At 67.8% G+C, this 26300-nt stretch carries 27 protein-coding genes; 11 read left to right on the top strand and 16 right to left on the bottom strand.

Features of this window, described 5'->3' with window-relative positions:
- Positions 1 to 12 precede the first annotated feature (12 nt).
- The 6 genes from ACFXNW_RS24565 to ACFXNW_RS24590 form a co-directional block, all read right to left on the bottom strand.
- Positions 13 to 789 (bottom strand): enoyl-CoA hydratase, encoded by a 777-nt coding sequence (locus tag ACFXNW_RS24565; RefSeq protein WP_379420144.1) that lies wholly within the window; start codon positions 787 to 789, stop codon positions 13 to 15.
- A gap of 1 nt (position 790) precedes the next feature.
- Entirely contained in the window at positions 791 to 1699 is a 909-nt protein-coding gene (gene mmsB, locus ACFXNW_RS24570; RefSeq protein ID WP_379420145.1) for a 3-hydroxyisobutyrate dehydrogenase, read from the bottom strand.
- The gene (locus ACFXNW_RS24575; protein ID WP_379420146.1) at positions 1696 to 2790 is read right to left on the bottom strand and encodes an enoyl-CoA hydratase/isomerase family protein; all 1095 of its coding nucleotides are present in this window, start codon (positions 2788 to 2790) and stop codon (positions 1696 to 1698) included. Before ACFXNW_RS24575 ends, mmsB begins: the two co-directional genes overlap by 4 nt.
- Entirely contained in the window at positions 2787 to 3944 is a 1158-nt protein-coding gene (locus tag ACFXNW_RS24580) for an acyl-CoA dehydrogenase family protein (RefSeq protein WP_379420147.1), read from the bottom strand. The genes ACFXNW_RS24575 and ACFXNW_RS24580 overlap by 4 nt, the downstream gene beginning before the upstream one ends.
- 4 nt (positions 3945 to 3948) lie before the next feature.
- On the bottom strand, positions 3949 to 5451 hold the full coding sequence (locus tag ACFXNW_RS24585) for a CoA-acylating methylmalonate-semialdehyde dehydrogenase (RefSeq protein WP_379420148.1): 1503 nt from the start codon (positions 5449 to 5451) through the stop codon (positions 3949 to 3951).
- 119 nt (positions 5452 to 5570) lie between these two features.
- The gene (locus tag ACFXNW_RS24590) at positions 5571 to 5972 is read right to left on the bottom strand and encodes a Dabb family protein (protein WP_379420149.1); all 402 of its coding nucleotides are present in this window, start codon (positions 5970 to 5972) and stop codon (positions 5571 to 5573) included.
- 108 nt (positions 5973 to 6080) lie between these two features.
- Here ACFXNW_RS24590 and ACFXNW_RS24595 point away from each other — a divergent pair, with 108 nt between their 5' ends.
- Positions 6081 to 6716, top strand: a complete 636-nt coding sequence (locus tag ACFXNW_RS24595; protein WP_379420150.1) for a TetR/AcrR family transcriptional regulator — start codon at positions 6081 to 6083, stop codon at positions 6714 to 6716.
- 26 nt (positions 6717 to 6742) lie between these two features.
- Here the strand turns inward: ACFXNW_RS24595 and ACFXNW_RS24600 are convergent, their stop codons facing one another.
- Complete coding sequence (locus ACFXNW_RS24600) at positions 6743 to 7945, bottom strand: hypothetical protein (protein WP_379420151.1); 1203 nt, start codon at positions 7943 to 7945, stop codon at positions 6743 to 6745.
- Positions 7946 to 8054: 109 nt separating this feature from the next.
- On the opposite strand from ACFXNW_RS24600, the gene ACFXNW_RS24605 reads away from it, so the two are divergent.
- Positions 8055 to 9131: an amidohydrolase family protein gene (locus ACFXNW_RS24605; protein WP_379420152.1), complete on the top strand. Its 1077-nt coding sequence runs from the start codon at positions 8055 to 8057 to the stop codon at positions 9129 to 9131.
- A gap of 93 nt (positions 9132 to 9224) precedes the next feature.
- On the opposite strand, the gene ACFXNW_RS24610 is transcribed toward ACFXNW_RS24605, so the two are convergent.
- Together ACFXNW_RS24610 and ACFXNW_RS24615 are read right to left on the bottom strand one after the other, a co-directional pair.
- On the bottom strand, positions 9225 to 9995 hold the full coding sequence (locus ACFXNW_RS24610) for a hypothetical protein (protein ID WP_379420153.1): 771 nt from the start codon (positions 9993 to 9995) through the stop codon (positions 9225 to 9227).
- Complete coding sequence (locus tag ACFXNW_RS24615; RefSeq protein ID WP_379420154.1) at positions 9992 to 12814, bottom strand: DEAD/DEAH box helicase; 2823 nt, start codon at positions 12812 to 12814, stop codon at positions 9992 to 9994. The genes ACFXNW_RS24610 and ACFXNW_RS24615 overlap by 4 nt, the downstream gene beginning before the upstream one ends.
- Positions 12815 to 13053: 239 nt before the next feature.
- Here ACFXNW_RS24615 and ACFXNW_RS24620 point away from each other — a divergent pair, with 239 nt between their 5' ends.
- The 3 genes from ACFXNW_RS24620 to ACFXNW_RS24630 all read left to right on the top strand — a co-directional run bounded on the left by ACFXNW_RS24620 (position 13054) and on the right by ACFXNW_RS24630 (position 14857).
- Positions 13054 to 13416 carry a hypothetical protein gene (locus tag ACFXNW_RS24620; protein WP_379420155.1) on the top strand — a complete coding sequence of 121 codons (363 nt, stop codon included), beginning with the start codon at positions 13054 to 13056 and terminating at the stop codon, positions 13414 to 13416.
- A 198-nt stretch (positions 13417 to 13614) separates the two neighbouring features.
- Positions 13615 to 14313, top strand: a complete 699-nt coding sequence (locus ACFXNW_RS24625) for an HNH endonuclease family protein (RefSeq protein ID WP_379420156.1) — start codon at positions 13615 to 13617, stop codon at positions 14311 to 14313.
- Between the two features lie 172 nt (positions 14314 to 14485).
- Positions 14486 to 14857: a hypothetical protein gene (locus ACFXNW_RS24630; RefSeq protein ID WP_379420157.1), complete on the top strand. Its 372-nt coding sequence runs from the start codon at positions 14486 to 14488 to the stop codon at positions 14855 to 14857.
- A gap of 3 nt (positions 14858 to 14860) precedes the next feature.
- Here the strand turns inward: ACFXNW_RS24630 and ACFXNW_RS24635 are convergent, their stop codons facing one another.
- Complete coding sequence (locus tag ACFXNW_RS24635; protein ID WP_379420158.1) at positions 14861 to 15676, bottom strand: sulfurtransferase; 816 nt, start codon at positions 15674 to 15676, stop codon at positions 14861 to 14863.
- 188 nt (positions 15677 to 15864) lie between these two features.
- On the opposite strand from ACFXNW_RS24635, the gene ACFXNW_RS24640 reads away from it, so the two are divergent.
- Positions 15865 to 17079 (top strand): benzoate/H(+) symporter BenE family transporter, encoded by a 1215-nt coding sequence (locus ACFXNW_RS24640; protein ID WP_379420159.1) that lies wholly within the window; start codon positions 15865 to 15867, stop codon positions 17077 to 17079.
- Here the strand turns inward: ACFXNW_RS24640 and ACFXNW_RS24645 are convergent.
- From ACFXNW_RS24645 to ACFXNW_RS24660, 4 genes are all read right to left on the bottom strand, one after another.
- Complete coding sequence (locus tag ACFXNW_RS24645; RefSeq protein ID WP_379420160.1) at positions 17076 to 18464, bottom strand: dihydrolipoamide acetyltransferase family protein; 1389 nt, start codon at positions 18462 to 18464, stop codon at positions 17076 to 17078. The genes ACFXNW_RS24640 and ACFXNW_RS24645 overlap by 4 nt on opposite strands.
- Before the next feature lie 20 nt (positions 18465 to 18484).
- Positions 18485 to 19459 (bottom strand): alpha-ketoacid dehydrogenase subunit beta, encoded by a 975-nt coding sequence (locus ACFXNW_RS24650; protein WP_379420161.1) that lies wholly within the window; start codon positions 19457 to 19459, stop codon positions 18485 to 18487.
- A complete protein-coding gene (gene pdhA, locus ACFXNW_RS24655) occupies positions 19456 to 20553 on the bottom strand; it encodes a pyruvate dehydrogenase (acetyl-transferring) E1 component subunit alpha (protein ID WP_379420377.1) in 1098 nt (365 codons plus the stop codon). The genes ACFXNW_RS24650 and pdhA overlap by 4 nt, the downstream gene beginning before the upstream one ends.
- Positions 20554 to 20953: 400 nt before the next feature.
- The gene (locus ACFXNW_RS24660; protein WP_379420162.1) at positions 20954 to 21238 is read right to left on the bottom strand and encodes a hypothetical protein; all 285 of its coding nucleotides are present in this window, start codon (positions 21236 to 21238) and stop codon (positions 20954 to 20956) included.
- Here ACFXNW_RS24660 and ACFXNW_RS24665 point away from each other — a divergent pair.
- The 3 genes from ACFXNW_RS24665 (at position 21228) to ACFXNW_RS24675 (ending at position 22927) form a co-directional block, all read left to right on the top strand.
- Entirely contained in the window at positions 21228 to 21437 is a 210-nt protein-coding gene (locus ACFXNW_RS24665; protein ID WP_379420163.1) for a hypothetical protein, read from the top strand. The genes ACFXNW_RS24660 and ACFXNW_RS24665 overlap by 11 nt on opposite strands.
- Positions 21438 to 21563: 126 nt before the next feature.
- Positions 21564 to 22058 (top strand): Lrp/AsnC family transcriptional regulator, encoded by a 495-nt coding sequence (locus tag ACFXNW_RS24670; protein ID WP_163826004.1) that lies wholly within the window; start codon positions 21564 to 21566, stop codon positions 22056 to 22058.
- Between the two features lie 53 nt (positions 22059 to 22111).
- Positions 22112 to 22927 (top strand): SDR family oxidoreductase, encoded by an 816-nt coding sequence (locus tag ACFXNW_RS24675; protein WP_379420164.1) that lies wholly within the window; start codon positions 22112 to 22114, stop codon positions 22925 to 22927.
- A 26-nt stretch (positions 22928 to 22953) separates the two neighbouring features.
- Here the strand turns inward: ACFXNW_RS24675 and ACFXNW_RS24680 are convergent, their stop codons facing one another.
- Entirely contained in the window at positions 22954 to 23379 is a 426-nt protein-coding gene (locus tag ACFXNW_RS24680) for an acyl-CoA thioesterase (protein ID WP_379420165.1), read from the bottom strand.
- On the bottom strand, positions 23376 to 24329 hold the full coding sequence (locus ACFXNW_RS24685; RefSeq protein ID WP_379420166.1) for an AraC family transcriptional regulator: 954 nt from the start codon (positions 24327 to 24329) through the stop codon (positions 23376 to 23378). The genes ACFXNW_RS24680 and ACFXNW_RS24685 overlap by 4 nt, the downstream gene beginning before the upstream one ends.
- A 151-nt stretch (positions 24330 to 24480) precedes the next feature.
- Here ACFXNW_RS24685 and ACFXNW_RS24690 point away from each other — a divergent pair, with 151 nt between their 5' ends.
- A complete protein-coding gene (locus ACFXNW_RS24690; RefSeq protein WP_379420167.1) occupies positions 24481 to 25068 on the top strand; it encodes a hypothetical protein in 588 nt (195 codons plus the stop codon).
- The gene (locus ACFXNW_RS24695) at positions 25065 to 26279 is read left to right on the top strand and encodes an MFS transporter (protein WP_379420168.1); all 1215 of its coding nucleotides are present in this window, start codon (positions 25065 to 25067) and stop codon (positions 26277 to 26279) included. Before ACFXNW_RS24690 ends, ACFXNW_RS24695 begins: the two co-directional genes overlap by 4 nt.
- Positions 26280 to 26300: the final 21 nt, after the last annotated feature.

A 26300-nucleotide genomic window follows, 5' to 3' on the forward strand; every position in this document is an offset into this window, starting at 1 on the left:
CGACCCCGATGATCAGCGGTTGGTGAACTTCGCCTGCCGCTTCTCCACGAAGGCGGACATGCCTTCCTTCTGATCTTCGATGGCGAACAGCGAGTGGAAGACCCGCCGCTCGAACCGCAGACCCTCGGCCAGCGTGGTTTCGAAGGACCGGTTCACCGCTTCCTTGGCGATCATCGCGACCGGCAGCGACATGGACGCAATGGTGTCGGCCACCTCGAGCGCGGTGTCGAGCAGTTCGGCGGCGGGCACGATGCGCGAGACGAGCCCGGCCCGTTCGGCCTCCTCGACGTCCATATTGCGGCCGGTGAGCACCAGGTCCATCGCCTTGGCCTTACCGATCGCCCGAGTCAGCCGCTGCGAACCGCCGATACCGGGGATGACACCGAGCTTGATCTCGGGCTGGCCGAACTTGGCGGTATCGGCCGCGATCAGGATGTCGCAGATCATCGCCAGCTCACAGCCGCCACCGAGCGCATATCCGGCGACGGCGGCGATGGTGGGCTTGCGGAACGCGGCCAGGCGGTCCCAGCGGGCGAAGAAGTCGTTCATGAACATGTCCATGTACGACTGGGGCTGCATTTCCTTGATGTCGGCGCCCGCGGCGAACGCCTTCTCCGAGCCGGTGATGACGACGGCGCCGATCTCGTTGTCGTTCTCGAGCTCGTCGAGTGCCGCGATGACGTCATCGAGGACCTGCGCGTTCAGCGCGTTGAGCGCCTTCGGGCGGTTCAGCGTGATCAGGCCGACCCGGCCCTTACGCTCCAGCAGAATCGTCTCGAAGTCTCCCACTTTATGCACCCTCTTGCTCGCTGCGTTTACGGACGTCGGTGACGATAGCGGAGAAGTCCTTACCCGCCGCAGACTGGTTGAACCGCTCGTAGATCTCCGCGGCCAGCAGCCCGAGCTGACCATCGACACCGTTGGTGCGCAGGGCATTCGCGGCGAGGCCGAGATCCTTGTTCATGAGTGCGGTGGCGAATCCGGGCTCGTAGTCGTTGTTGGCCGGGCTGGTCGGGACCGGGCCGGGGACCGGGCAGTAGCTGGTCAGCGACCAGCTCTGGCCGGACGCCTTGGACACCACATCGAAGAACGACTGGTGGCTCAGCCCCAGCTTCTCCCCCAGCACCAACGCCTCGGACAAACCGATCATCGAGATGCCGAGCAGCATGTTGTTGCATATCTTGGCGACCTGGCCGACGCCGCTAGCGCCGCAGTGCACGACCTTGCCGCCCATGACGTCGAGGATCGGCAGCGCCTCGGCGAAATCGGCCTCGCCGCCGCCGACCATGAAGGTCAGCGTGCCCGCGGCGGCGCCGGCGACACCACCGGACACCGGGGCGTCCAGGGCGCGATGTCCCGCGGCGGTCGCCATCTCGGCGGCTGCCTTGGCGTCGGCGACATCGATGGTCGAACAGTCGATGAACAGGGTGTCCGGGCGCGCGGCGGGTAGCAGTTCGGCGTAGACGTCGCGGACCAGTTTGCCGTTGGTCAGCATGGTGATCACGATGTCGCGATCGGTAGCGGCCGCGACGCCGGTGTCGGCCAGGCGGATACCCGCCTCGCGCGCGGTCTCCTGGGCGGCGGGCATCGGGTCGAAGGCATGCACGTCGTATCCGGCGCGCACCAGGTTGACGGCCATGGGCTCGCCCATATGGCCGAGGCCGAGAAAGCCGATCGTCTTGCGGGCAGGCTCGTTCACTGCTGTCCCTCCGGACTCGGGGCGGTCAGACCCAGTTCCTGGCCACCCAATTCGGTGAAATACGCCGCGACCTGCGCATCGGTCACCGCTTCCAGGGTGGGGGGCGACCACTGTGGGTTGCGGTCCTTGTCGATCACCTGCGCGCGAATGCCCTCGACCAGGTCGTGGGAACCGAGCGTGGCGATCGAGACGCGATATTCCTCGTTCAGCACCGTCTCCAGCGAGCCGGCGGCGCGGGCCGAACGCAACGAGCGCAACGTGACCTTCAGCGACACCGGCGATTTCGACAACAGCTCGGTCGCGGCAGTCTCGGCCTGCGGGCCGTGCGTACGCAACCGATCCACGATCTCCTCGACGGTGTCGGCGCTATAGCAGACGTCGATCCAGTCGCGCTGGGCCAGCAGCTCCGATTCCGGTGCGGCCGTGGCGAACTTGGCGATGGCGATATCAGCGGTTTCGGAGCGCAAGGTCTCCAGCAACGCCGGAATGTGCTCGGACGGAATGAAATAGTCGGCGAAGCCGGCGGCGATGGCATCGCCCGCACGCATCCGGGCGGTGGTGAGCGCGACGTGTGTGCCGAGCTCACCGGGGGTGCGCGCAAGCAGATAGGTGCCACCGACATCCGGGACGAAGCCGATGCCGACCTCGGGCATGCCGATCATGGACCGCTCGGTGACGATCCGGTGTCCCGCGTGCCCGGACAATCCGACGCCACCACCCATGACGATGCCGTCCATCACCGCGACATATGGCTTGGGAAACCGGCCGATGAGCGCGTTCAGAATGTACTCGTCGCGCCAGAACCGGCCCGACGCTGATTCGGCGCCGGTGGCAACCGCACCCGATTCCTGTTGTGCGTTCTTGGCATCGTTGTGGATGGCGACGATATCGCCGCCCGCGCACAACCCGCGCTCCCCCGCACCGGTGAGCACAACGGTGCGCACCTGCGGATCGTCGGCCCAGGCTCGCAGCGCCTCGGTGATGGTGAGCACCATCGGGTGATTCAGCGCGTTGATGGCCTTGGGCCGGTTCAGGGTGATGACGCCGAGGCCGTCACGTTTATCGATCAGAACTTCAGGTTCCTGGCTCACGCTGCTCCTGCCCCGCGGGCGGTCGAGGTCATCGACCGAGCGACGACCACCCGCATGATTTCGTTGGTGCCCTCGAGGATCTGATGCACCCGCAGATCCCGGACGATTTTCTCCAGACCGTACTCGGCGAGGTAACCGTAGCCACCGTGCAGTTGCAGAGCCTTGTTCGCGACGTCGAAGCCTGCGTCGGTGGCGAACCGCTTGGCCATCGCGCAGAGTTCGACCTTGTCGGCGTCGTCGGCGTCGAGGGCGGCGGCGGCGCGCCACAGCAGAGTCCGCGCGGCCTCCAGCTGCGTGCGCATATCGGCCAGGTCGAACTGCAACGCCTGATTCTTCAACAGCGGCGCGCCGAATGCCTGGCGCTGGGCCAGGTACGGCACGGTTTTGTCCAGCGCCGCCTGCGCGCCGCCGACCGAACAGGCCGCGATATTGAGCCTGCCGCCGTTGAGACCGTTCATGGCGATGCGGAAGCCGTCACCCTCGGCGCCGAGCCGGTTGGCCACCGGGACGCGGGCGTCGGTGAGGATCACCTGACGGGTCGGCTGCGCCTTCCAGCCCATCTTCTTCTCGTTCGGACCGACGGTCAGGCCAGGAGTGTCGGCGGGGACGATGAGCGCCGAAATGCCTCGCGCCCCTTCGTCTCCGGTGCGCACCATCATCACGTACACATCGTTGGCACCCGCGCCGGAGATGAACTGCTTGACGCCGTTGAGGATGTAGTCGTCGCCGTCGCGGACCGCCTTGGTGGTCAACGCCGCCGCATCCGAGCCGACGCCCGGTTCGGTGAGCGCATAACTGCCGAGGATCTCCATCGACGTCATACCGGGCAACCAGCGGAACCGCTGCGCATCGTCACCGTAGGCGTCGATCATCCACGCGGCCATATTGTGGATGGAGATATAGGCCGCGACCGCCGGACAGCCGGTGGCCAGCTCTTCGAAGATGCGCACCGCATCCAGCCTGCGCAGCGCCGACCCGCCCACGTCCTCGGCGACGTAGATGCCGCCGAGGCCGACCGAACCGGATTTGCGCAGCACCTCGATCGGGAAGTGCATGTGCTCGTCCCATTCGAGCGCGTGCGGGGCCAGGAACTCGTCGGCGAAATCCCGCGCTGTCTCGCGGATCGCCCGTTCATCGGAGTTCAGGGTGAACATCGCCTCAGTCCATCGTCGGGATGACGAAGTGGTCCGCGTTCTCCTTCAGACCCTTCGGCCAGCGCTGGGTGACGGTCTTGGTCTTGGTGTAGAAGCGGATCGAATCCGGACCGTGCTGGTTCAGATCGCCGAATCCGGACCGCTTCCAGCCACCGAAGGTGTGGTAGGCGATGGGCACCGGAATCGGAACGTTGATACCGACCATGCCGACCTGGACGCGGGCGGCGAAGTCACGGGCGGTGTCGCCGTCGCGGGTGAAGATCGCGACGCCGTTGCCGAATTCGTGCTCGCTGGCCAGGCGCAAGCCCTCCTCGTAGTCGTGCGCACGCACGACGGTGAGCACCGGGCCGAAAATCTCCTCGGTGTAGATGCGCATCTCGGGGGTGACCTTGTCGAACAGGGTCGCACCGGCGAAGTAGCCGTCCTCGGCGCCGTCGACGGACAGGCCGCGGCCGTCCACCACCAGCTCGGCGCCCTCGTCGATACCGATCTGGACGTAGTTGTTCACCCGGTCCAAGCCGTCGCGACTGACCAGCGGGCCGAAATCGACACCCGGATCATCGGAGCGGCCGACATTGAGCTTGTGCACGCGCTCGGTGAGCTTGGCGACGAGCCGGTCGGCGGTCTCCTCACCGACGGGCACAGCCACCGAGATCGCCATGCAGCGCTCACCCGCGGAACCGTAGCCCGCACCGATGAGCTGGTCGGCGACATCGTCGAGGTCGGCATCCGGCATGACGATGGCGTGGTTCTTTGCGCCGCCGAAGCACTGGGCGCGCTTGCCGTTGGCGGTGGCGGTCTCGTAGATGTAGTGGGCGATCGGCGTGGAGCCGACGAAGCCGACGGCCTGGATGCGCGGATCGTGCAGGATCGCGTCCACCGCTTCCTTGTCGCCGTTGACGACATTGAACACACCCGCGGGCAGCCCCGCTTCGAGGAACAGCTCGGCCAGCCGCAGCGGGACCGACGGATCACGCTCGGACGGCTTGAGGATGAAGGCGTTACCGCAGGCCAGCGCGGGCCCGGCCTTCCACAGCGGGATCATGGCCGGGAAGTTGAACGGCGTGATGCCCGCGACGACGCCGAGCGGCTGGCGCATCGAGTAGACGTCGATGCCGGTGCCCGCGCTCTCGGTGTACTCACCTTTGAGCAGGTGCGGGATGCCGGTCGAGAACTCGATCACCTCGAGGCCGCGCTGGATATCACCCTTGGCGTCGGCGAGGGTTTTGCCGTGTTCGCTCGACAGCAGCGCCGCAAGCGAATCCATCTCCTCCTGCACCAGGGTCAGGAATTTCATCAGGACTCGCGCCCGCTTCTGCGGGTTGAACGCGGCCCATTCCGGCTGCGCGGCGGCGGCATTCGCGATCGCCGCCTCCACCTCGGCGGTCGAGGCCAGCGGAACCCTGGCCTGGACCTGGCCGATATTGGGATCGAACACATCACCGAAGCGGCCGGAGGTGCCGGGGACCTGCTGTCCGCCGATGAAGTGGGTGAGCTCACGAACCATGCGAATCCTGTCCTCAGGTGTCGGCGGTGGCGGGCATGCGACGCGTACCCGATTTGCGGTCGTCCAATAGTTGGACGTCCAAGCAAAAATATACACCCACCCACTTCGTCGCACCAGACTCAGGCGATACGCACCTCCGGAATGGTGGACATGAGCCGATCCCACTCCGGATACATCTGCACCTTGCGCTGATGCAGCGCCATGATCCGGTCGTTGAGCTCGGGATCGGAATCATCGGAGACATCGGGACCGATGGCCACCTTCGCCAGATACGGGATGATCACCGGATCGCCCGCCAGGTGCACGGGGTCGTGCATGTAGCGCTCCAGCGCGGCCAGGTCCGCGATGCCGACGCAGTACGCGTGCGTGAATCCCGATGCCGGATCACCGAGGTCCTGTCCGACGCAAGCGAATTCGACCGATTCGACCCCGGCGGTCCGACGCAGCGTCGCCAGCACCAGCTCCTTTTGCTGCTCGGTGACTTCATCGCGGAATCCGAAACGTAGTACGTGCACGATCATGAGTCCTCCAGATTGAACTTGCTGGTTCAAAAGACAAGACCTACTAGTACAACCAAACAAATGAACCCGCAAGTTCAATCCGGCGGACTCCCCGATAAGCTCTCCACCGTGACTCCATCGACGACCACCCGCGGACGCATCGATAAACGGCGGGCAATCCTCGATGTCGCATTCGAAGTCTTCGCGCGCCGCGGCTATGACCAGGCGTGTGTTCAGGAGATCGCCGACGAGGCGGGCGTGGCCAAGCCGACGGTGTACAACCACCTCACCGATAAGCCCACACTGTTGCGGGAGACGATGCGCGCCGCGGCGGATTCGGTCGGGGCGCAGTGCCTCGCCGCGCTGGAACCGTTGCGCACCACCGGTTCGAATCCGGACACCGCGCTCGGCGAGGCCGCGTATCGCCTGATCCGGGTGTGCGCTGGGCCGCGGGCGACGGCGTTGCATCGCCTGACTTACGCGCAGCTGGTCACCTTCCCCGAGCTGAGTGCCGAGATTCTGGAGCGCGTGCCGCAGCGGCTGGCCGAGGCGCTGACCGATCGGCTGGCTCGCTACATGCTCGACGGACGGCTACGGCACTCCGATCCGGGACGCGCGGCCGAACAACTGCTCGCGTTGCTCACCGGCCCGCTCGAACGGCACAGCCGACTCGGCACCCGTGAGGTTGCCCAGACCACTCTTCGCGATATCTCGGACGCGGCGGTCGACACGTTCCTCAGGGCCTACGCTCCAGATAGTTCCTAGGTGTCCATCACCGGCCGACTGCCGCACTACTCGGACCGACTGGTGGCGCGGATGAGCAGGAAGCCGCCGGTGCCGAGTACCAGGGCGCCGATGATCAAGACCGCGCCCGCGGCGCCGACGGAGCCGTCGGTCCAGTCCCACACGGCTTCTGCCGCGGCGATGGCCAGGGCGGCGGCACCGCCGAGAACGAGGACCCAGGAGCGTTCGGTCAGGTAGAGGGCGAAGCAGAACACTGCGACAAGAGCGGTGAGCCAGTAGGCGATGACCATGGTGTCGTATTCGCCGGTGAATTGGGCGCCGAAGACGGCGAGAATCACTGCGATCAGGTAGCCGGCCCAGCGTTCTTCGAAGGCGCCGAGGCGGGTCAGGACACCCCAGACGATGCCGAGCAGCAGTACGGCGAACCCGGGCCAACCGTCGTGTAGGTCGACCAGGTCGGTCATCACCCCTGGCACGGCGGCGGCGCTGAAGCCCGCGCAGGCGAGTATGCCGATCAGCGCCGGCAAGGCCAGATAGCCGATCACGGCAACGATCAAGCCGGCGACGCAGGCATAGACCCAGGCCGAATCGGTATTGCCGTCCTCGATGGCCGAGCCGACAGTACCGGCGACGAACGCGGCGGTGAGCGCGAACAGAACGGCGGCGAGCCGGGTCCTGACTGCTGGCACTTCGGCGGTCCCATCGGTCCGGTCCCGGAGACGTTCGAACAGCGCCGATGTTCCGCCGGCTACCGCGACCGCGATGACGGTGAGCACCACCGAGATCAGTGCGAGGATGGCGACGCGACCGGTTCGGGCCAAGTCCTCCCACGAGGCCGCGAGCACCAGCGCGATCCCCGCGAGCAGAAGTCCGGCGCCGGCATAGGCCGCGATCTCGGCGAGCAGCCTGGTGCGCGAGGGACGGACAGGCGGCTTGGCCAGGGCGCCGAGGACTGCGCCCAGCTGCTCCTCGGTGAGCACCCCGGAGTCGACCAGCGGGAGCAATGCCGCCGCATGTTCCCGGAGACCCACGTCGGTCGGACGGCGCGATGCGGCGTGGCGATGCCGATCGATCTCACCCTTGGCAGGCGATGTCGCCCCATCGTGCCGGGCTCCGTCACCGGATCCGGCGGGATGAGGCTGCTTACCGCTGCCTTCAGCCGGAACGCCCGATGGCGCCGACTCGGCCCGCCCGCTCGGTTCGCTGGAATCGGGAGCCGCATCCGATGCGCCGCGATTGTTGTCGACCACGCGGCCAGTATGTCCGACCCGGCCGCGGTTTCGGCGGTACTGCGAATGCGGGTCCGGCTCGCGTGTGACAATCGCCCCGACCGGGTGAACGGCGGACGGGATGGAGCTCATGAATCTCACCGACATACCCATCATCGACGCGCATATCCACCAGTGGGATCCGCTGTCGACGCCGCGTGATTTCAGCGGCCTGGCCCGGCTGTTCAAATATCTGCCGGTCCCGATAGGTGTCGCCATGAAGGTCGCGCCGCAGCGTGACCGGGAATTCGTCGGCGATCCGACGCCTTACATGCATCCCTATCTGCCCGCGGACTACCGCACCGATACGGCCGGGCTGACGGTGCGCACCATCGCCCACATCGAGGTCGAATGGACCGGCACCGGCCCGCTGGCCAAGGCCGACGAGACGCGCTGGGTGGCGAGCCTGCCGTTCGGAGTCGATACGCCCGCGCTCGGCGCCGTTCTCGCCAGTGCCGATCCGGCCGCACCGGGGTTCGCGGCGCTGCTGGACGCACACGCGTCGGCGTCATCGCTGCTGCGCGGAATCCGCACCATGGTCGCCCACCATCCGGACCCGGGCATCCGCTCGTTCACCGGCACGCCGGGTGATCTGACCGCGAACGCGTTCCTCGAAGGATTCGCCGAACTGGCAGAGCGCGAGCTGTCGTTCGAGGCGTGGGTGTATTCGCATCAGCTGCCCGATGTCGCCGCGCTCGCCGCGCGCTATCCCGAGGTCACCATCGTGCTCGATCATCTCGGCACACCGGCAGGGATCTTCGGCCCGGTCGGCAAGCACACCGGCGCCAACCCGGGACACCGACGTGAGCTTTTCCTCCGCTGGCGTGAGGACATCGCGGCCGTCGCGGCCCAGCCGAATGTGGTCGCCAAGGTCAGCGGCCTGATGATGCCGATTCTCGGTCACAAGGTGCCGCCGCGCGGATCCGCGACGCCGGTACCCGAGCTGCTCGACCGGATCGGGCCGTTGTTGACGCATGCGGTGGACTGTTTCGGCGTCGATCGGCTGGTGTGGGGCTCGAATTTCCCGGTGGACAAGCCGATCACCACCATCGCGGGCAGCGCGCAGGCCGTCGCCACGGCGATCACCGCGCACGTCGGCGATTCCGGATGCCTGGATCAGGTGTTCCGCGCGAACGCGCAGCGGGTCTATCGCATCGACGAATCCTGAGCTGTCGCGATCCCGACGACCGGCTATGCCCCGTTTCCGGCCGCTGAACCCAGCGCAGGCTGCTCGCGATCGAGGGCCACGGATGTAGCGCGCTCAGCCGTCGCGCAGATCGGCGTAGCAGGCCGTCAGCGTGCGCAGGCCATTCGCGGCCGTCGGCTCGTCTTCGGCGAGCATGCGTAATGCGCGGCGCAACGGCGCCGGATCCAGATCATCGGCAGCGGAATGGAATTCGGGCGTAGGTAGGGCGGGAAGCTCGAGCTCCTGCCCGTACGGGTCGGTGTCGCCGCCGGGGCCGCTACCACGTTCCACCCCGCCGATGAGGGTGTCCAGCGACAGTCCGCGCAGCGTGAGCAGATCGCGCGGGTATTCGTCGAGTCGTTCGGCGAGCAGATAGCACAGCGCGGCGACGTGTTTGCACGGCCAGCCGGGATCGGGGCAGGTGCAGCCGAAATCCAGGTCCGCGGCGGTGTCGGGCAGCAGATGCGGCGACAGTGCGGTCGGCAGGGCACCGGAGGCGATCTGGGCCAGCATGCCCGGCGCGGAGCGGATCTGTTCGACGAGCAGTTCGATTTCCTCCGTCCGCAGCGGCCGCACCGTGGCTGTGGCGGTGAACGGACGCGGCTGGCTGCCCTGCACCTCACCGACGACCGCGCCGCGTTCGATCCGATAGCTCACCACCTGCCCGGACCGCGCATAGCTGCGTCCACGGGAGAGCCTGCCCGGCTCGGCCATGCGCTCCACCGCGTCGATGAACGCCCGGCCCCAGGCGGTGCGCCCGAATGCCCCACGCCTGCTGCGTGCTTCGACCCCGCCGGACACCGCCCGGCGCGGGCCGAATTCCCGGAAGTCGACGCGCGGATTCATTCGCCCACCGCTTCCGCGCCGAGGGTGAACAGATCACGCAACTCGTCGGTGCTCAACTCGGTGATCCAGTTCTCGCCCGAACCGACCGCGAGATCGGCGAGTTGACTTTTCCCACTGATCATTTCGTCGATCCGCTCCTCGATGGTGTCGACGCACACCAGCTTGCGCACCTGTACCGCCCGCTGCTGACCGATCCGGTAGGCGCGGTCTGTGGCCTGGTTTTCCACTGCCGGATTCCACCAGCGATCCAGGTGCACAACATGATTGGCTGCGGTGAGATTCAGGCCGGTACCGCCTGCCTTGAGTGAGAGCAGCATCAGCGGCGGGCCCGCGTCCTGCTGGAATTCGGCCACCATGGTGTCGCGGCGCTGTTTGGTGACCCCGCCGTGCAGGAACGGGATCCTGGTACCGAATCGCTCGGCCAGGTAGGGCGCGATCAGCTCACCGAACTCGCGGAACTGGGTGAACAGCAGCGCCTTCTCGTCGTCGGCGAGCACCGCGTCGAGCACGTCCTCCACCAGGGCGAGCTTGCCCGAGCGATGGCCGCCGCGGCGCAGCACGGCCGAACCGTCGCCGAGGTAATGCGCCGGATGGTTGCAGACCTGTTTGAGGCGGGTCAGGGCACCGAGCACCGCACCCTTGCGGGCCATGCCCTTGGCGTCGCGCAGCTTGTTCAGCATGTCGTCGACGACGGCCTGGTAGAGCGCGGCCTGCTCGACGGTCAGGTTGGCGCGTACCGTCATCTCGAGCTTGTCCGGCAGATCCGAGATCACCTTCGGATCGGTTTTCACCCGGCGCAGCACAAACGGCGCGGTGACGGTGCGCAGCCGGGTGATGGCATTCTCGTCGCGCTCGCGTTCGATCGGCACGGCGAACCTGGCGCGGAACGACTGCGCACTGCCGAGCAGTTTCGGCATGGTGAAGTCGAGGATCGAGCGCAGTTCCTCCAAGCGGTTCTCCACCGGCGTTCCGGTCAACGCCAGTCGGTGCCTGGCGGGAAGCGCGCGTGCCGCCCGAGCCTGTCTGGTGCCCGAATTCTTGATGTGTTGTGCCTCGTCGAGCACCACCCGTTCCCACTCTCGCGCGGAAAGATCCGCGTTATCGCGGGCCAGCAGCGCATAGGTGGTGAGAACCAGATCGGCGTCGGCGATCGCCGCCGAGAGCTGTTCGCCCTTGGCCCGTCCGGCACCGTGATGCACCAGCACCCGCAGGTCGGGGGCGAATCGTTCGGCTTCGCGCTGCCAGTTGCCGACCACTGACATCGGGCACACCAGCAGGGTCGGGCCGATCGGCCGGTCGTCGTCGCGCTCGTGCAGTAGCAGCGCGAGGACCTGGATCGTCTTGCCGAGACCCATATCGTCGGCCAGGATCGCGCCGAGGCCCATCCGGCTCATGGTGGCCAGCCAGGACAGGCCGCGCTCCTGATAGGGCCGCAGCTGCGCCTTCAACCCGACCGGCGCGGGAACGGGCTCATCGGCGGCGGCCGGATCGAACAATTCGGCAGCCCAGCCGGTAGCGGTGACCTCGGTGACCGGCACCTGGTCGACGCGGGTTGCGGCGATCTCGCCGATCATGTCGGCCAGGGTGACCTCGGTGTCCTCGGCATGCAGCGCCACATATTTCGCGGCCGCCGACAGTACCTTGTGATCGGCCTGCACCCATTCCCCGCGCAGCTGCACCAGATCCGATTTCGCATGCACGAGCCGTTGCATCTCGTCGCGGCTCAGCACGGTGTCGCCGAGGGCGAGTTCCCAGCGATAGGACACCAGCCCGGGCAGGCCGACGGTGCTCTCGGCCGCGGGCACGGCGCTGTTCACCTTCAGCCGCATGGTCGGTGCGCCGACGGTCCAGGCCCGCGGCAGCAGCAGTCGAATGCCGGCCGCGTGCAGGGCGTGCGCGCCATGGGCGACCAGATCGACCACGACCTCGGTGGGCAGCAACAGATCCATGGTGCGCGGATCGCCGGGCAGATCACGCAGCCGTGGGTAGGCGCGTTGCGCCTCGCCGAGCCGTTCCACCGCGGCCCGGACCAGTTGCGGATCACCCTGTAGCGGAATAGGACCGGGCGCTCGACCGTCGACCCGCAGGCACACCTCCAGCCGCCACAGCGCCGCCTCGTCGGTGTCGTCGGCGTCGGGTTCGAGCAGCCGCAACACCAATTCGGGCTCGTCGACGGCGAGGCTGCTTCGCCAGCGATCCAGCATCTGCGCGGCCTGATGGCTGCCGCCGTCCACCGCGACGTCGGCGGTGAGCCCGTGCACCAGTGCATGCGGTGACGGACGCGCCTGGATCAGCTCGCGGGCGATGGGGTCGGTGAGCTCGGTGACCATATCGTCGAGCACGGCACCGGGCTCGCCGGCTACCCGCAGCGCGGCAGGCATCGCGGAAGCGAGTTCGGCCAGCCAGGCCCGCTGTCCCGCTCCCCCGACCAGCCGCCAGCGCGCCCACCACTGGCCGTCATCACGGCGCAGTTCGGGCACGACCCGCCCGGCGCGCACCCATCGTTCGACGCCCTGCGCTACGTGGGCGAGAAACCGCAGGTCACCAGCGACCGCGGCGGCAGGAAGACGTTGCCGCAGCGCCGCTGCGGCAGCATCGGGCGCCAATGCGTGGGCAGGCACCCGTTCGGTGCGGAAGCCGCCCGCATCGGCCAGCAGTACCTGCGCACGGTGCCGGAACTTGGCCGTACCGACGACATCGCCGAGCAGGCCGGGCACGGTCGCGGCGCCGGAATCGGAGGCCGCGCGGTGGCTTGCGCCCTGCTCGGGCGGGTACCACAGCAGCAGCCCCGATCCCGGCGACCACAGACCGTGCAGCATGGCCCCATCAAATCAGCTCGCACCGACAGTCCATCGCAGGGATGAGCGGCCTGGCCCTGGATTTATCGCCGAGTACGGAACATACTGGGATATCCGCTGGTCACCGCGGGGATTCATACGCTCGGCGGATGCGGTAGCGGAATCATTCACAAGCAAGGCAGCGGTGTCCACAAGACGCCCGCAGCATGACAACGCGGTCACTCACCACAACGACGGCACACATCGCGGAGGGCAGCAGTATGACGATTCTGCTCCAGGTTCTCGAGCAGAGCTTCACGCCGACAACGCCGTGGGAACGGCGCAAATTCACCTTCGTCAACGCACACTGCATCGTCGGGATGCGGCTGGACGGCGAGTCCGGCGTCTGGCTGGATCTGTCCCGCCCCGGGGAATCGCAGCGGCTGGCGCACACCGGCGATCCGCACGAGGCGATCACCTTCCTGCTCACCACCTTCGCCAAGATCGCCGAATGCGAAGATCGCGGTGGCAGCTGGTTGATCGGCCACGACGGCACGCACAGCGGCACGCTGGCCGCCACACGTTTCCCGCCACACGGCAGCCAGGACACCGCCGACGAGCTGCTGGCCCGCGCCTGGTTATAAATCCCTCCGCGAAACCCGCACCGCATGCCGTCACCTGTCGGTGGGTGCCGGTACACCTTGTCCATGCGGGTGGGAATTCGACGGGAACCTTCGGTGGCGGCCCTGCCGGAGTTTTGTCCGCAGGATCGAAGCAGCTGGGACAGACCCGGTGAGGCGGCTGCCTCGTCGGCGCCTGGGTACCTGTTTACACGCAGGTCGGTGCAACTCACCGCGCTGACGGTCCTCGCTGCACTGGTCACGGCCCTGTCGGTGCTCTGCGGATGCGCGCAGCCCGCGATCCCAGCCCCGGGCAGTCCCGGCCGCGCCGAGGTCGAGCGCCTGCTGGCCTCGGTGCGCGTCGTCGAGGCACGCCCGCACCCCGGCGGCTACGAGCGTGGTTGCCGGGAGGGTGAGGGCTGCGTCTTCGGTCCCGCATGGTCCGATGACTACGAAGGGACCGGCGGGCACGACGGCTGCGACACCCGTAACAATGTGCTGGCCCGTCAGCTCACCGATATCGGCTATCGGCCGGGCACCCGCGACTGCGTGGTGGTTTCCGGCATCCTCGCCGACCCTTACACCGGCACCAGCGTCACCTTCACCAAATCCGACGCCGGGAATGTCCCCGTCGACCACGTCTACCCGCTGGCCGCCGCCTGGGATCTCGGCGCCGACGCCTGGCCGCAGCAGCGCCGCGTCCGCTTCGCCAATGACATCGACTTCAATCTGCAAACCACCACCCGCACCGCCAATCAGGCCAAGGGCGACAGCACCCCCGCCGAATGGTTGCCGCCGTCGCGGCCCGGCCACTGCTTTTACGCGGCCAAATACCTGGCAGTGGCCATCCGATACGACCTACCGATCACTGCTGCCGACCATGCGGCGCTGCAGCCGATCGCCCTCACCTGCCCGGCCTGATACTCCGGGCGCCCGGCTGAGCCGACGTTCACCCCGGCTCGCCAACAGACAGCCGGTTTCTGGAAGCGCCATCGTCGTGCAGCGGCGATGCTCGAGACCACTCATCAGAGCATTTCGACCGGCAGTGGGGCAGCGAAATCGAGCCCGGCGCCGAGGCAGTGAGGAGGCATCGGTGGAATTCGTGGCACGGGTCTTGTTGATCGCGGTCGCCCTGGTCAATCTCGCGCCGGGTGTGGTGGCGTTGTCGGCAGCGCAGGTGCGGTCCGCCTATGGTGTGGACGCTTCGAATCAAGACGTGACGGTGCTACTTCGACATCGAGCTGTGCTGCTCGCCCTGGTCGGGGCAGCCGTGCTCGCGGGCGCGTTCGTCGAGGATTTGCGCATTCCCGCGATGATCGGGGGTGCGATCAGCATGGCGACGTTCATCGTGTTCGCCTTCGGCGCGCGCGAGGTGAACCCGCGCATTCTCCGCGTCGCACAGGTCGATGTGGTCGCGCTGATCGCGCTGGCGGTGGCCGCGGTGATCTTCGCGGTATGGGCGTAGTTCTCAGGCGCCGGTGGCCACCGCGCGTTTGGGGTCGTTGGACCATTGGGACCAGGAGCCCGGGTAGAGGGCGGCCTCGATGCCCGCGACGGCGAGTGCCGCGATCTGGTGGGCGGCGGTGACGCCGGAACCGCAGTAGACCGCGACCGGGCCATCACAGTCGGCGAAGCGTTCGCGCAGTTCGGCGGCCGTGCGGAAGCGGCCCTCGGCGGTGAGGTTCTCGGCGGTGGGCGCGCTGATCGCGCCCGGGATGTGGCCTGCCCGTGGGTCGACCGGTTCCTGTTCGCCGCGGAAGCGTTCGCCTGCGCGCGCGTCGAGCAGTGCGCCCGGCCAGCGTGCGGCCGCCTCGGCGTCGATGACGGGCAGATGGTTCGGGCTCAGCTCGACATCGCCCGCAGCGGGGTCTGCCTCGGCGCCGGTCGCAGGCGCACCACCGGTGGCGATCCACGCGGGCAGACCACCGTCGAGGATCCGTACATCCGCGATGCCCGCCCAGCGCAGCAGCCACCAGGCGCGGGCGGCGGCCATACCGCCGGTCGCGTCGTAGACGACCACCGTGTCGCCCGTGCACACGCCCCAGCTGCGCGCGCATTTCTCCAGCTGCCCGATATCGGGCAGCGGATGCCTGCCGCGTGTGGGTGAGGGCGGCGCCGCCAGTTCGGTCTCCAAGTCGACGAAGATCGCGCCGGGGATGTGCCCGTCCAGATAGTGTTGCGGACCGTCCGGGTCGCCGAGCGCCCATCGGACATCGAGTAGCCGTACCCGATTGTCCGACAACGCTTCCCGCAGTTCGTCCGCCGAAATGAGTACCGGCCGCACCCCAGCTCCTCGTTCAGATCCGCACCGTCGAGCCCGTCTCCCCTACCCTACGCATCCGGCCGCGATACCGTCCCCGGACCGGGCAAAAGCCGCCGCGCGGCCCGAAGTGCCCTCGGCAGCGCCGGATTCAGGCCAGTTCCGCCCGACTGGATCGGGACATACCGACTCGACCAGCGCAAGATCGCCCAGTGTCGTTGAATTCCCCACCCGCCGCCCCGCCTACCACCGACCGGGGCGCACGCGATATCGCGCAGCCGATCGGTGCGGGCGTGATCACCGCGCTGGTTGGTTTCACCAGCACGTTCGCGGTGGTGCTCAGCGGACTGACAGCGGTCGGCGCGTCCACAGCGCAGGCCGCGTCCGGGTTGCTCGCGCTGTGCTTGGCCCAGGCCATCGGCATGATCGTGCTGAGCTACCGCTACCGGATGCCGATCGTCGTGGCCTGGTCCACCCCTGGCTCGGCGCTACTCGCGGGCACCGGACTGGTCGCAGGTGGCTGGGCCGCGGCCGTCGGCGCGTTCGTGATCGTGGGGGTGCTCATTGTGTGCACCGGATTATCGCGGCGGCTCGCCGGCCTGGTGACCGCGATCCCGGTGGAGATCGCCCAGGCCATGTTGGCCGGTGTGCTGGTGCCGCTGTGCCTGGCTCCGGTTCGTGCGGTGCAGACCAGTCCCGCCGTGGTGGTGCCGGTCATCCTGGTGTGGCTGATCATGAGTCGAATCGCCGCACGCTGGGCAGTGATCGCCGCGTTCGGTGCGGCCGCGGTCGGTGTGGGAGTCGGCATCGTGGCCGGACACAAACACCTCGATACGGCAGCGATGATTCCTACGGTCGAGCTGACCCTGCCGCAGTGGAGCTGGCAGGCGATGATCAGCATCGCGATCCCGCTCTACTTCGTCACCATGGCTTCGCAGAACATCCCGGGCATGGCCGTGCTGCGTTCCTTCGGCTATAAAGCGCCGTGGCGGGCCGCGCTGACCGTCACCGGGATCGGCACGATTGCCGGCGCCGCAGCCGGCGGCCACGCGATCAATCTGGCGGCCATCAGTACCGCGCTGGCGGCCGCACCCACCGCACATCCGAACCCCGACCGCCGCTGGATCGCCGCGTGTACGGCGGGTGTGAGCTATCTGCTGCTCGGACTCGGCTCGGCCGCGCTGGTCGCTCTCATCGCCGCAGCGCCCGCGGGAACGCTGGAAACCGTTGCGGGCCTCGCATTGCTGCCCACCCTTGCCGCGGTCCTCGCCGGAGCGCTGGCCTCGGAACAGCATCGCGAAGCGGGCGTGGTCACCTTCCTCGTCGCCGCGTCCGGGATCGGGTTCTTCGGTGTCGGATCCGCCTTCTGGGCCGTGGTGGCGGGGCTCGTCGTGCGGCAGGCGTTGGGCGGGCGAGGCGCGAGCTAGAGACGGCTGAGCAGGGTGATCGGATCCTCGATCAGGCTGCCCACCGTGGCGAGGAAACGGGCGGCCTGTTCACCGTCGATCATGCGGTGATCGAAACTGAGGGTGAGGGTGGTGACCCAGCGGATGGTGAGTTCGTCGCGCACCACCCAGGGGCGTCTGCTGATCGCGCCGAGGCACATGATCGCGGCCTCACCGGGGTTGACCAGCGGCATCCCCGCGTCGACCCCGAAGACGCCGACATTGGAGATTGTGAACGTGCCACCGCGCAGATCGGTGGGTGCGGCATTCCCGGTGCGGGCCACATCGACCAGCCAGCTGATATCCCGGCACAGATCACGCAGGCTCGACGCGTGCGCGTCCTTGATGTTGGGCACCAGCAGCCCGCGTTCGGTGGCAACGGCGATACCGAGGTTGACGTAATGCTTGGTGACGATCTCCTGGTTGGCTTCATCCCAGTACGCGTTGATCCCGGGGAATTCCGCGAGCGCGGCCAGCACCGATTTCGCGACCAACGCGAGTGGGGTGAGCGTCAGCCCGGAGAACGCGGCAGTGGTGCGCAGGTGGTCGAGCAGTTCCATCGACCCCGTGCAGTCAACGGTGATCGAGGCGCCTGCCTGCGGAATGGTGCGCGCGCTTGCGACCATGGCGGCCGCGGTGCGCTTGCGGATACCGCTGATCGGGGTGCGTTCCTCGCGCGCGGGTGGGCGCACGACACCGGAGTCCGCACCGGCCTCCACCGCTGCCGCGGACTCGGCCGAGGCAGGCGCGGCGGCGCGGACCCGGGGTTGTGACACCGGCACCGCCGAGCGCACGTCCTCGACGGTGACCGCGCCCTCGGGGCCGGATCCCGCGACGTACCACAGGTCGATGCCCAGTTCTCTGGCCAGTTTCCGGGCGCCGGGTGTAGCGGCGGCGCGGGCGCCTGCGGATCGGGTTCCGTTCGATGCGGATGTCCCGTTGTCCGGCTCCGCCTGCTGCTGTGCGCTTTTCGCCGCAGGCCGACGACGCCTGGACACCGCGTCATCTTCGGGGCCGTACCCGACCAGCACCGACTTCCGCTCGGGCACAGGCGGCTCGGAAGACTCCCCAACCGACGGCGCCTCCGGCGTAGCGGGCGCGGTCGTGCGTACCCGGATCAGCGGCGCGCCGACCGGCACGGTCTGTCCCGGCTCGGCCAGCAATTCGACCACCGTGCCCGCGAACGGCGACGGTAACGCCACCACCGCCTTGGCCGTCTCCACCTCGGCGATGGTCTGGTTCAGCTCGACGGTGTCGCCGACGGCCACCGCCCACGACTGCAGTTCGGCGTCGGCGAGGCCCTCCCCCAGATCCGGCAGCCGGAATTCCAGTACGTGATTCGGGTCGTCGGCACGCGGGTCATCCACGAAGGCACCTCGGCTCTGGGTCAGGCGGCCAATGAACGGTCGATCGCCGCGAGAATACGGTCCGGATCGGGCAGGTGGTGCTTTTCGAGCTTAGCCGGGGGGTAGGGGATGTCGAAGCCGCCGACGCGCAGCACCGGCGCTTCCAGGTGATAGAAGCAGCGTTCGGTGATGCGGGCGGCGATTTCGGCGCCGAGCCCGGCGAAAACCGGCGCCTCGTGTACCACCACCAGCCTGCCCGTCTTGGCAACCGACGCCTCGACGGTGTCGAAGTCGATGGGCGAGAGGCTGCGCAGATCGATGACCTCCAGCGAATGCCCCTCCTCGGCAGCGATTTTCGCTGCGGCGAGCGCGGTGGCGACCGTACCGCCGTAGGCGACCACCGTGGCGTCGGCGCCGTCGTGGCAGACCCGGGCTCGGCCCAACGGCAACTGCGCAGGCTCCTCGAAGTCGACCTCGGCCTTGTCCCAGTAGCGGCGCTTGGGTTCGAAGAAGATCACCGGATCGTCCAGCGCAATCGCCTGCCGGATCATCACATAGGCGTCGGCCGGGTTGCTCGGCGTCATTACCCGGAGCCCTGCCGTATGCGCGAAATACGCCTCCGGAGATTCGGAATGATGCTCCACCGAACCGATGCCGCCACCGAACGGGATGCGAATGGTGATGGGCGCCTTCACCTTTCCCTGGGTGCGGTAGTGGATCTTGGCCACCTGGGAAACGATCTGGTCGAAAGCGGGATAGACGAATCCATCGAACTGGATCTCACACACCGGACGGAACCCGCGTAGCGCCATACCGAAAGCCGTACCGATGATGCCGGATTCAGCCAGCGGCGCATCGATGACGCGATTGTTGCCGAAGTCCTTCTGCAGGGTGTCGGTCACCCGGAACACACCGCCGAGGCGGCCGATGTCCTCGCCCATGAGCAGCACCTTCGGGTCGTCCTCGAGCGCCCGGCGCAGCCCGGTATTGAGTGCGGCGGCGAAGGTGGTGATCATGACGTGACTCCTTCCGTGGGCACATCGGCTGCCAGATACTCCGCGTATTCACGCCGTTGTGCGGCGATCAGCGGATGCTCGGTGCTGTAGACGTGGTCGAACAGCTCCATCGGCGCGGGATCGGCCATGTCGATGGTCGCGGTACGGACCACGGCGGCGACCTCGTCGGCCCTGGCGCGGACCCGTTGCTCGAACTGCGCGTCCAACAGGTTCTCGCGTTCGAGCAGCCGGCGCACCCGGTCGATGGGGTCGCGTTTCTTCCATTCCTCGGTCTCGGCAGCAGAGCGGTAGCGGGTCGGATCGTCGGCGGTGGTGTGCGGACCCATGCGGTAGGTGATCGCCTCGATGAACGACGGGCCGCCGCCGGCATGCGCCCTGGCCAGCGCCTGCCTGGTAACAGAAAGCACGCCGAGCACATCGTTGCCGTCGACCTGGACCGCGGGGATGCCGTACCCGAGGGCGCGCTGCGCGATGGGTGTGGCGCTCTGCAGGCGGACCGGTTCACTGATCGCCCAGTGATTGTTCTGGCAGAAGAACACCACCGGCGCGCTCCAACTCGCCGCGAACCCGAGCGCCTCGGCGATATCGCCCTGACTGGTCGCGCCGTCACCGAAGTAGGCGATGGTGGCGATATCGGCGCCTTCCAGATGCGCGGCGAAGGCGTAACCCGTGGCGTGCAAACCCTGCGCGCCGACAACGATGGCCGGATTGGTCATATTGATGACATCGGGATCCCAGCACGAATGAGCAACACCGCGCCACATCCGGGTCAGTTCGGCCGGGTCGACGCCGCGGCAATAGGCGACCGCGGCCTCCCGGTAGCTACAGAACACGTAGTCGTCGCGATGCAGTGCGCGCGCGGAGCCCACCTGCGCGGCTTCCTGGCCGAGCAGCGGAGCCCACAGACCGAGCTGCCCCTGGCGCTGCAATGCGGTCGCCTCGGTATCGATCCGGCGGGTCACCACCAGGTCTTCGTACAGGTTCCGCAGTTCGCCGGGGCCGATATCGGCGACCACGGCGGCGTGTTCCCGATCGAGGACGCGACGGCCGTCCGGCTGGATCAGCTGCACCGGATAGCTGGGTTTGCCGAGCATCTGCATCATCGCCTCCTCGAGGTCAGCGCACCAGGATTGTGTCCTGTACCACACAGCATCCACGATTAAACGATGTGCGCAAGCGACCGACACGAAACTGAGCAGACTGCTCGGTTTACCCCCTGAGCGGACTTCCATATTGCACGTTGTGACAGGTCATCGGCTCGGCGTGTCAGCGCAGCGGAGCTCAGGCTTCGAGAGCACGTCACACAGTTGCCGAGCAGGTAGTACAGGCCGATGCGCCGACCGCGGAAGGTACCCACACACTCGCGTATCGGGATGCGAGGCGGGTCGGAGGCCGAACGCGGAAACACGCTTTCCTTCCACCGCGAAATTCGGCTGTAACAGCCTGTGCGGCATCGCGATAGTCTCGATGGGCCACGCGGGCGGGCCAAACCTGTTAGCAGAAAGGCACATTCGAGATGTCTCGAATCACGCGCCGAGCATCGGTGCCGATGCCCTGCGCTGTGCTGCCACCCGCCGCTATCGCGTAGCCCGCGGTACCGCAGTCCGTACCGCCGGTGTTCTCGGCCTTCCCGCCGAGCGTATCGACTCCGACCAGGGAAGTGGTCGACGTCGGCACCGGCATCGACTCCGGTTCCGGTTCCGTCCACATCGCCGTTGAGATGCCGGCTCTGGCGATGCTCCCCACAACACCGAACAAAGGATTCATCATGTCGTTCACCAAGCTGCTCGGCGCAGGCGTCGCGGCGTTGGCTCTCGGAACAGTCCTCGCTGCGGGTCCGGCACTCGCCGAACCGCTCGCCGTCACGCCGGAGGTCACCCCGGTGGTTGCCCCGGGTGAGCCCGCACCGGGCGGGACGTCGTCGGGTAGCGCAGTGACTTCGCTGATCGAGAAGCTGATCAGCGGCTCGGCGGCATAGGGCTAGCCCTGGTCGACGGCACGGGCGGATCGCTCCGCCCGTGCCGGTCACCCGATGGCCGCCGCGGTGCGGCCGCGCGCACTGATCGCCCATGCCTGCGACCCCGCACGTGCCATCATGCGATGTATGACCAGTCGAGAACTCGTCGATCCGGCCGTTGACGGCACCGACGCGCGGCTGTTGCTGGAACTGGTGGACAACCCGAGGGCGACCGGCGTCGAGCTGGCCGCCCGGCTCGGGTTGTCCCGCAATACTGTGCAGGCGCGGCTGGCGCGCTGGGAGGCCAATGGGGTGCTCGCAAGTTTCGAGCGCCGGGTCGAGGCGCGGGCACTCGGTTATCCGCTGGCCGCGTTCGTCGCGGTGGTCGTCGACCAGCACAAACTCGATCCCGTGGTCGACGAACTCGCGGAGGTCCCCGAGGTCACCGAGGTATGCGGCATGACCGGCGCCACCGATCTGACCGTCCGGGTCGTGGCCCGCGACGCCGACGACCTCTACCGCATCACCGGCCGCATCCTGAAGATCCCCGGGGTCGAGCGCACCAATATGGCCCTGGTGATGCGTGAGCTGGTCGGGCCGCGGATCTCGCCGCTGCTGGAGCGCATCGCCGAATCGGGCTGATCGGTCCGGGCCGAGGCCATCCGATCCCCTTGCCCGGCGGCTAGGGTGCGGACATGGACATTTCTGGCAAGGTCGCCATCGTCACCGGAGCCGGGGCGGGGATCGGAGCGGCGCTGGCGCGGCGGCTGGTCGCCGGCGGAGCGCGCGTGGTCGTCGCCGATCTCGATGGCGAGGCGGCGGGCGCGGTGGCGCAATCGCTGGGCGCCGATGCGGTCGCGGTGGGCGGCGACGTCGCCGATGACGCGGTGATCGCCGCGCTCATCGAGCGTGCCGAGGCGGAATTCGGACCAGTGGACCTGTTCTTCGCGAATGCGGGCATCGGTGGCGGGCCGGGGCTCGACAGCACCGACGCACAGTGGACGGCCGCGCTCGAGGTCAATGTGCTCGCCCACGTGCGGGCGGCGCGGCAGTTGATGCCCGGCTGGCTGGAGCGCGGTAGCGGGTACTTCGTGACGACCGCGTCGGCGGCGGGGCTGCTCACCCAGATCGGGTCGGCACCGTATTCGGTGTCCAAGCATGCGGCGGTCGGCTTCGCCGAATGGTTGTCGGTGACTTACGGGGACAAAGGCATTCGCGTCAGTTGTCTGTGCCCGATGGGCGTGGACACCCAACTGCTGCACGGCGGGATGATGCCGCCGGAGAACGCCGAGGCCGCGGAACTGGCGATCAAGGCGGTGACCACGGCCGGTGCCGTGCTCACCCCGGAGCAGGTCGCCGACACCGTGATCGCGGGCGTCGAGGCCGAAACCTTCCTCATCCTCCCGCATCAGGAGGTGCTGAAGATGTACCGGTACAAGGGCAGCGATTACGACCGCTGGATCGACGGTATGCGCAGGTTCCAGGCGGCCTTGCAGGCGCCGGCGTCCTGATCGGGCGCTGACCGGCGCAGCAGCGTTCAGTCCGTGACGAGCTGCGTGGCCGCGGTACGGATGACGTCGGGGATCTCGACCGGCTTGCGAGTCTCTGAGTCGACGTAGACATGCACGAAATTGCCGGTGGCGGCCAGCTCCAGTGCACCGTCGGCCTCGCGGAAGATCGCGAGGTCATAGGTGATGCTGGAGCGCCCGAGGCGCGAGATCCGCAGTCCGACCTGGAGCTGATCGGGGAAGCTGATCGAACCCAGGAACTGGCAGGACGTCTGCGCCACCACGCCGAGAGCGGGCAGATCGCGAATATCGGTGCCGGTGGCGTGTATCAACCACGCGTTGACCGCGGTGTCGAAGTACGAGTAGTACGTCACGTTGTTGACGTGCCCGTAGTGGTCGTTGTCGGCCCACCGGGTGGGCACCGGCCAGAGCACCGGATACTGCTGCTCGCTCACCCGGCCGACGATACCGGCGCCGGTGCGGCGCCTCTGCGGTGGTCACGCGGGCTCACACCGAAGTGGCGTTTGAACGCCGAGCTGAGTGCGAACGCGCTGCCGTAACCCACCTGCCGTGCGATGGACTCGATGGTGGCGTCGGAGTCCTGGAGCAGGTCGGCGGCCAATGCCAGCCGCCATTCGGTGAGGAAGGCCATCGGCGGCTCCCCCACCAGGTCGGTGAACCGGCGGGCCAGCGCCGCCCTCGACACCCCGACCGCCGAGGCCAGGCTCGCGACCGTCCAGCCGTGCGCGGGATTGTGCTGCAGCAGCCGAAGCGCCTTGCCGACCAGCGGGTCGTTGTAGGCGTGATACCAGGCGGGGGCATCGTTGCGCGCGAACCAGCTGCGCAGTGCGGCGATGAGCAGCAGGTCGAGCAGCCGATCCAGGACGGCGCCCTGGGCGGGCTGGTCCTTGGACATCTCGTCGACGAGCAGTTCGAGCAGCCGGGTGTCGCATTCGCCGCGGGGCAACACGATGACCGGCGGCAGGGCGCGCAGCAACCCTTGACTGACCGCGCCTGCCGATTCGTAGGTCCCGGTGACCATCATGGTTTCGCCGTCGGGGTCGGTGCCCCATTCCCGCACACCGAGACTCAGCGTCTCACAGAGGATTTCACCGTCCGGGGTCATCGTGACCTGGCCCGGTCTGATGATGATCTGGGGATCGGTGGCCGGGTCGTCGGCGACGGTGTAGGGCTTCGCGCCGCTGAAGACGACGACATCACCGGCGCTCACCCGCAGGGAGTCGGCGTCGCCTGGCATGATCCACGCACTGCCGCGCATCATCGCGAGCACGGTCAGCGGCGCCTCGTCCTCGATGCGCAGCGACCACGGCGGTTCCAGGATCGACCGCATGAGAAAAGCTCCGCGCGCCCGAGGACCCTCGAGCAAACCGGCGAGCGCGTCCATTCCCTCACTGTACGACGTGACGGCCGCGGCTACAGCACGTGCGACTCGCTGCGATGGACCACCGTCCAGCGGTGCGGTCACGGTGCGACAAGTCTCAGGGCCGGCTGACCGACGAGATGTCACTATGGAACCCGACGACAGGGGGCGACCGATGATGACACTCGAAGCCACATTCACCGGAGACCGGGTCTGCTTCGGCGACGAGCATCTGTCCGCCGCCGATCTGCCGGCCGATCGCCGTGAGGTGTCTGCCGCGGAGATCCGCGACGCCGATCCCGCCGCCATCTCCCCCGAAATCCGCACCCGCACCGGGATCACGCTTTTCGTCTCCGCGACCCAGCGCGAGGACCTGCGGGAGTTCTGCGCGGCGAATGCGATTACGATCTCTCGCCGTTTCGACGTATGGGCCGACCTGCTCGAACCGTATCTCGACACCGAGTTCCCCGACGACGTGCACCGCGGCACCATCGTCAGGCTCGAACGCGCGGGCATCCCCGCCGAGGAGATCGCGCGCATCCGCGAGCGGGTCGGTCCGGTCGTCCACGCGTACAACACGATGGTCTGGGAATGGGTCCACCTCGGCCTTCCCGACCTGCTCGAAGCCGGCATCACGCGTTTCGTGCCACAGCACCTGCGCGCAGGCCTCGGCGACCTAGCCGAATTCCGCGCCTGGGCCATGGCCGTCGCGGACCGTCCCGTGGACCTCGGGACCGGTGACGATCCGGGGCAGCTCCGATGAGCGGCGGTACCGTCGACGCGGTGGCCACCTCCACGATCGACCCGATGGTGCGGATCGCTCGCGCGGCGGTATTCACGGTCTTCGGGCTGAACGGGTTCCTGCTCGCCATGTGGGTGGTGCACATTCCCGCGATCACCGAGCGGACCGGTATCTCCCATTCCACGCTCGGCATGTTCATCCTGTTGATGGCGGGCGCCGGGATCGTCGGTATGCGGTTGGCGGGGCCACTCGCAGATCGGTTCGGCAGCCGGGCGCTGGTCGGGGTGGCGGGGCTGACGGCGTCGGTGTGCGTGGTCGGGCCGGGCTTGGCAACCGGACCGGTTTCGCTGGCGATCGCGCTGTCGGCGTTCGGTTTCGGCAACGGCGCGCTCGACGTGTCGATGAATACCCAAGCGGTGCATGTGGAACGGGAGTATCGGCGTCCCATCATGTCGGCGTTCCACGCGTTGTTCTCCGGTGGTGGGCTACTCGGCGCGCTGGTCGGTGCGCTCACCCTGCGAATCGGCTGGTCGCCCTGGCTGACGATGTCGCTGGCCGGGGCCTTCGGCATCGTCATCGTGCTGGCCTGCCTGCCCCGGCTGCTTCCGCACGCCGCACCACAGCACGAGAGCGCCGCGCCGGCGACCCGCCGCAGTCCGCGCAAGGTGTGGGCGCTGGCAGCGCTGGCCTTCGGCCTGCTGCTCACCGAGGGTGTCGCCAACGACTGGAGCACCTTGCAGATGCGCGAACACCTCGGCACCGACGAGGCCACCGCCGCACTGGCTTTCGGCGCCTTCTCGGTGACCATGACCCTCGGCCGTTTCACCGCCGACCGGGTCAGCGGTGCGTTCGGCCGGGTGGCGGTGGTGCGCTACGGCTGCCTGCTCGCAGCGATCGGGCTGGTGCTGATTCTGGTGTCGCCGTGGGTTGTACTGACGCTACTGGGGTGGGCTTTGTGCGGGCTAGGGCTGTCCGGCGGCATCCCGCAGATCTTCACCGCCGCGGGCAATCTCGGTTCCGGCGGTGCGGCCACCGACATGTCGCGGGTGTTCAGCATCGGCTATGTGGGTTTACTCGCCGGGCCCGCGGTGATCGGCTGGCTGACGGCGCTGGTCCCGCTCACCGCGACGTTCGTGGTGCCGTTGGCGATCGTGGTGTTGTGTGGTGTGTTCGCGGGCGTCGTCGCTCCCGCAGGATCCACGGCTGCACCGGAAAAACGCCCCGTCGCGTGATCGCGTCCCGGGAAATGTCGG

It is taken from the genome of Nocardia sp. NPDC059180 (genome assembly GCF_042754945.1).
Lineage (GTDB): Bacteria > Actinomycetota > Actinomycetes > Mycobacteriales > Mycobacteriaceae > Nocardia.

Bases quoted from the DNA above. Each gene is read 5' to 3' on its own strand.
- ACFXNW_RS24580 (WP_379420147.1), bottom strand. From the start codon at position 3,944: ATGTTCACCCTGAACTCCGATGAACGGGCGATCCGCGAGACAGCGCGG.
- ACFXNW_RS24585 (WP_379420148.1), bottom strand. From the start codon at position 5,451: ATGGTTCGTGAGCTCACCCACTTCATCGGCGGACAGCAGGTCCCCGGC.
- ACFXNW_RS24590 (WP_379420149.1), bottom strand. From the start codon at position 5,972: ATGATCGTGCACGTACTACGTTTCGGATTCCGCGATGAAGTCACCGAG.
- ACFXNW_RS24605 (WP_379420152.1), top strand. From the start codon at position 8,055: ATGAATCTCACCGACATACCCATCATCGACGCGCATATCCACCAGTGG.
- ACFXNW_RS24610 (WP_379420153.1), bottom strand. From the start codon at position 9,995: ATGAATCCGCGCGTCGACTTCCGGGAATTCGGCCCGCGCCGGGCGGTG.
- ACFXNW_RS24615 (WP_379420154.1), bottom strand. From the start codon at position 12,814: ATGCTGCACGGTCTGTGGTCGCCGGGATCGGGGCTGCTGCTGTGGTAC.
- ACFXNW_RS24620 (WP_379420155.1), top strand. From the start codon at position 13,054: ATGACGATTCTGCTCCAGGTTCTCGAGCAGAGCTTCACGCCGACAACG.
- ACFXNW_RS24650 (WP_379420161.1), bottom strand. From the start codon at position 19,459: ATGATCACCACCTTCGCCGCCGCACTCAATACCGGGCTGCGCCGGGCG.
- pdhA (WP_379420377.1), bottom strand. From the start codon at position 20,553: ATGCTCGGCAAACCCAGCTATCCGGTGCAGCTGATCCAGCCGGACGGC.
- ACFXNW_RS24665 (WP_379420163.1), top strand. From the start codon at position 21,228: ATGTCGTTCACCAAGCTGCTCGGCGCAGGCGTCGCGGCGTTGGCTCTC.
- ACFXNW_RS24670 (WP_163826004.1), top strand. From the start codon at position 21,564: ATGACCAGTCGAGAACTCGTCGATCCGGCCGTTGACGGCACCGACGCG.
- ACFXNW_RS24675 (WP_379420164.1), top strand. From the start codon at position 22,112: ATGGACATTTCTGGCAAGGTCGCCATCGTCACCGGAGCCGGGGCGGGG.
- ACFXNW_RS24685 (WP_379420166.1), bottom strand. From the start codon at position 24,329: ATGGACGCGCTCGCCGGTTTGCTCGAGGGTCCTCGGGCGCGCGGAGCT.
- ACFXNW_RS24690 (WP_379420167.1), top strand. From the start codon at position 24,481: ATGATGACACTCGAAGCCACATTCACCGGAGACCGGGTCTGCTTCGGC.
- ACFXNW_RS24695 (WP_379420168.1), top strand. From the start codon at position 25,065: ATGAGCGGCGGTACCGTCGACGCGGTGGCCACCTCCACGATCGACCCG.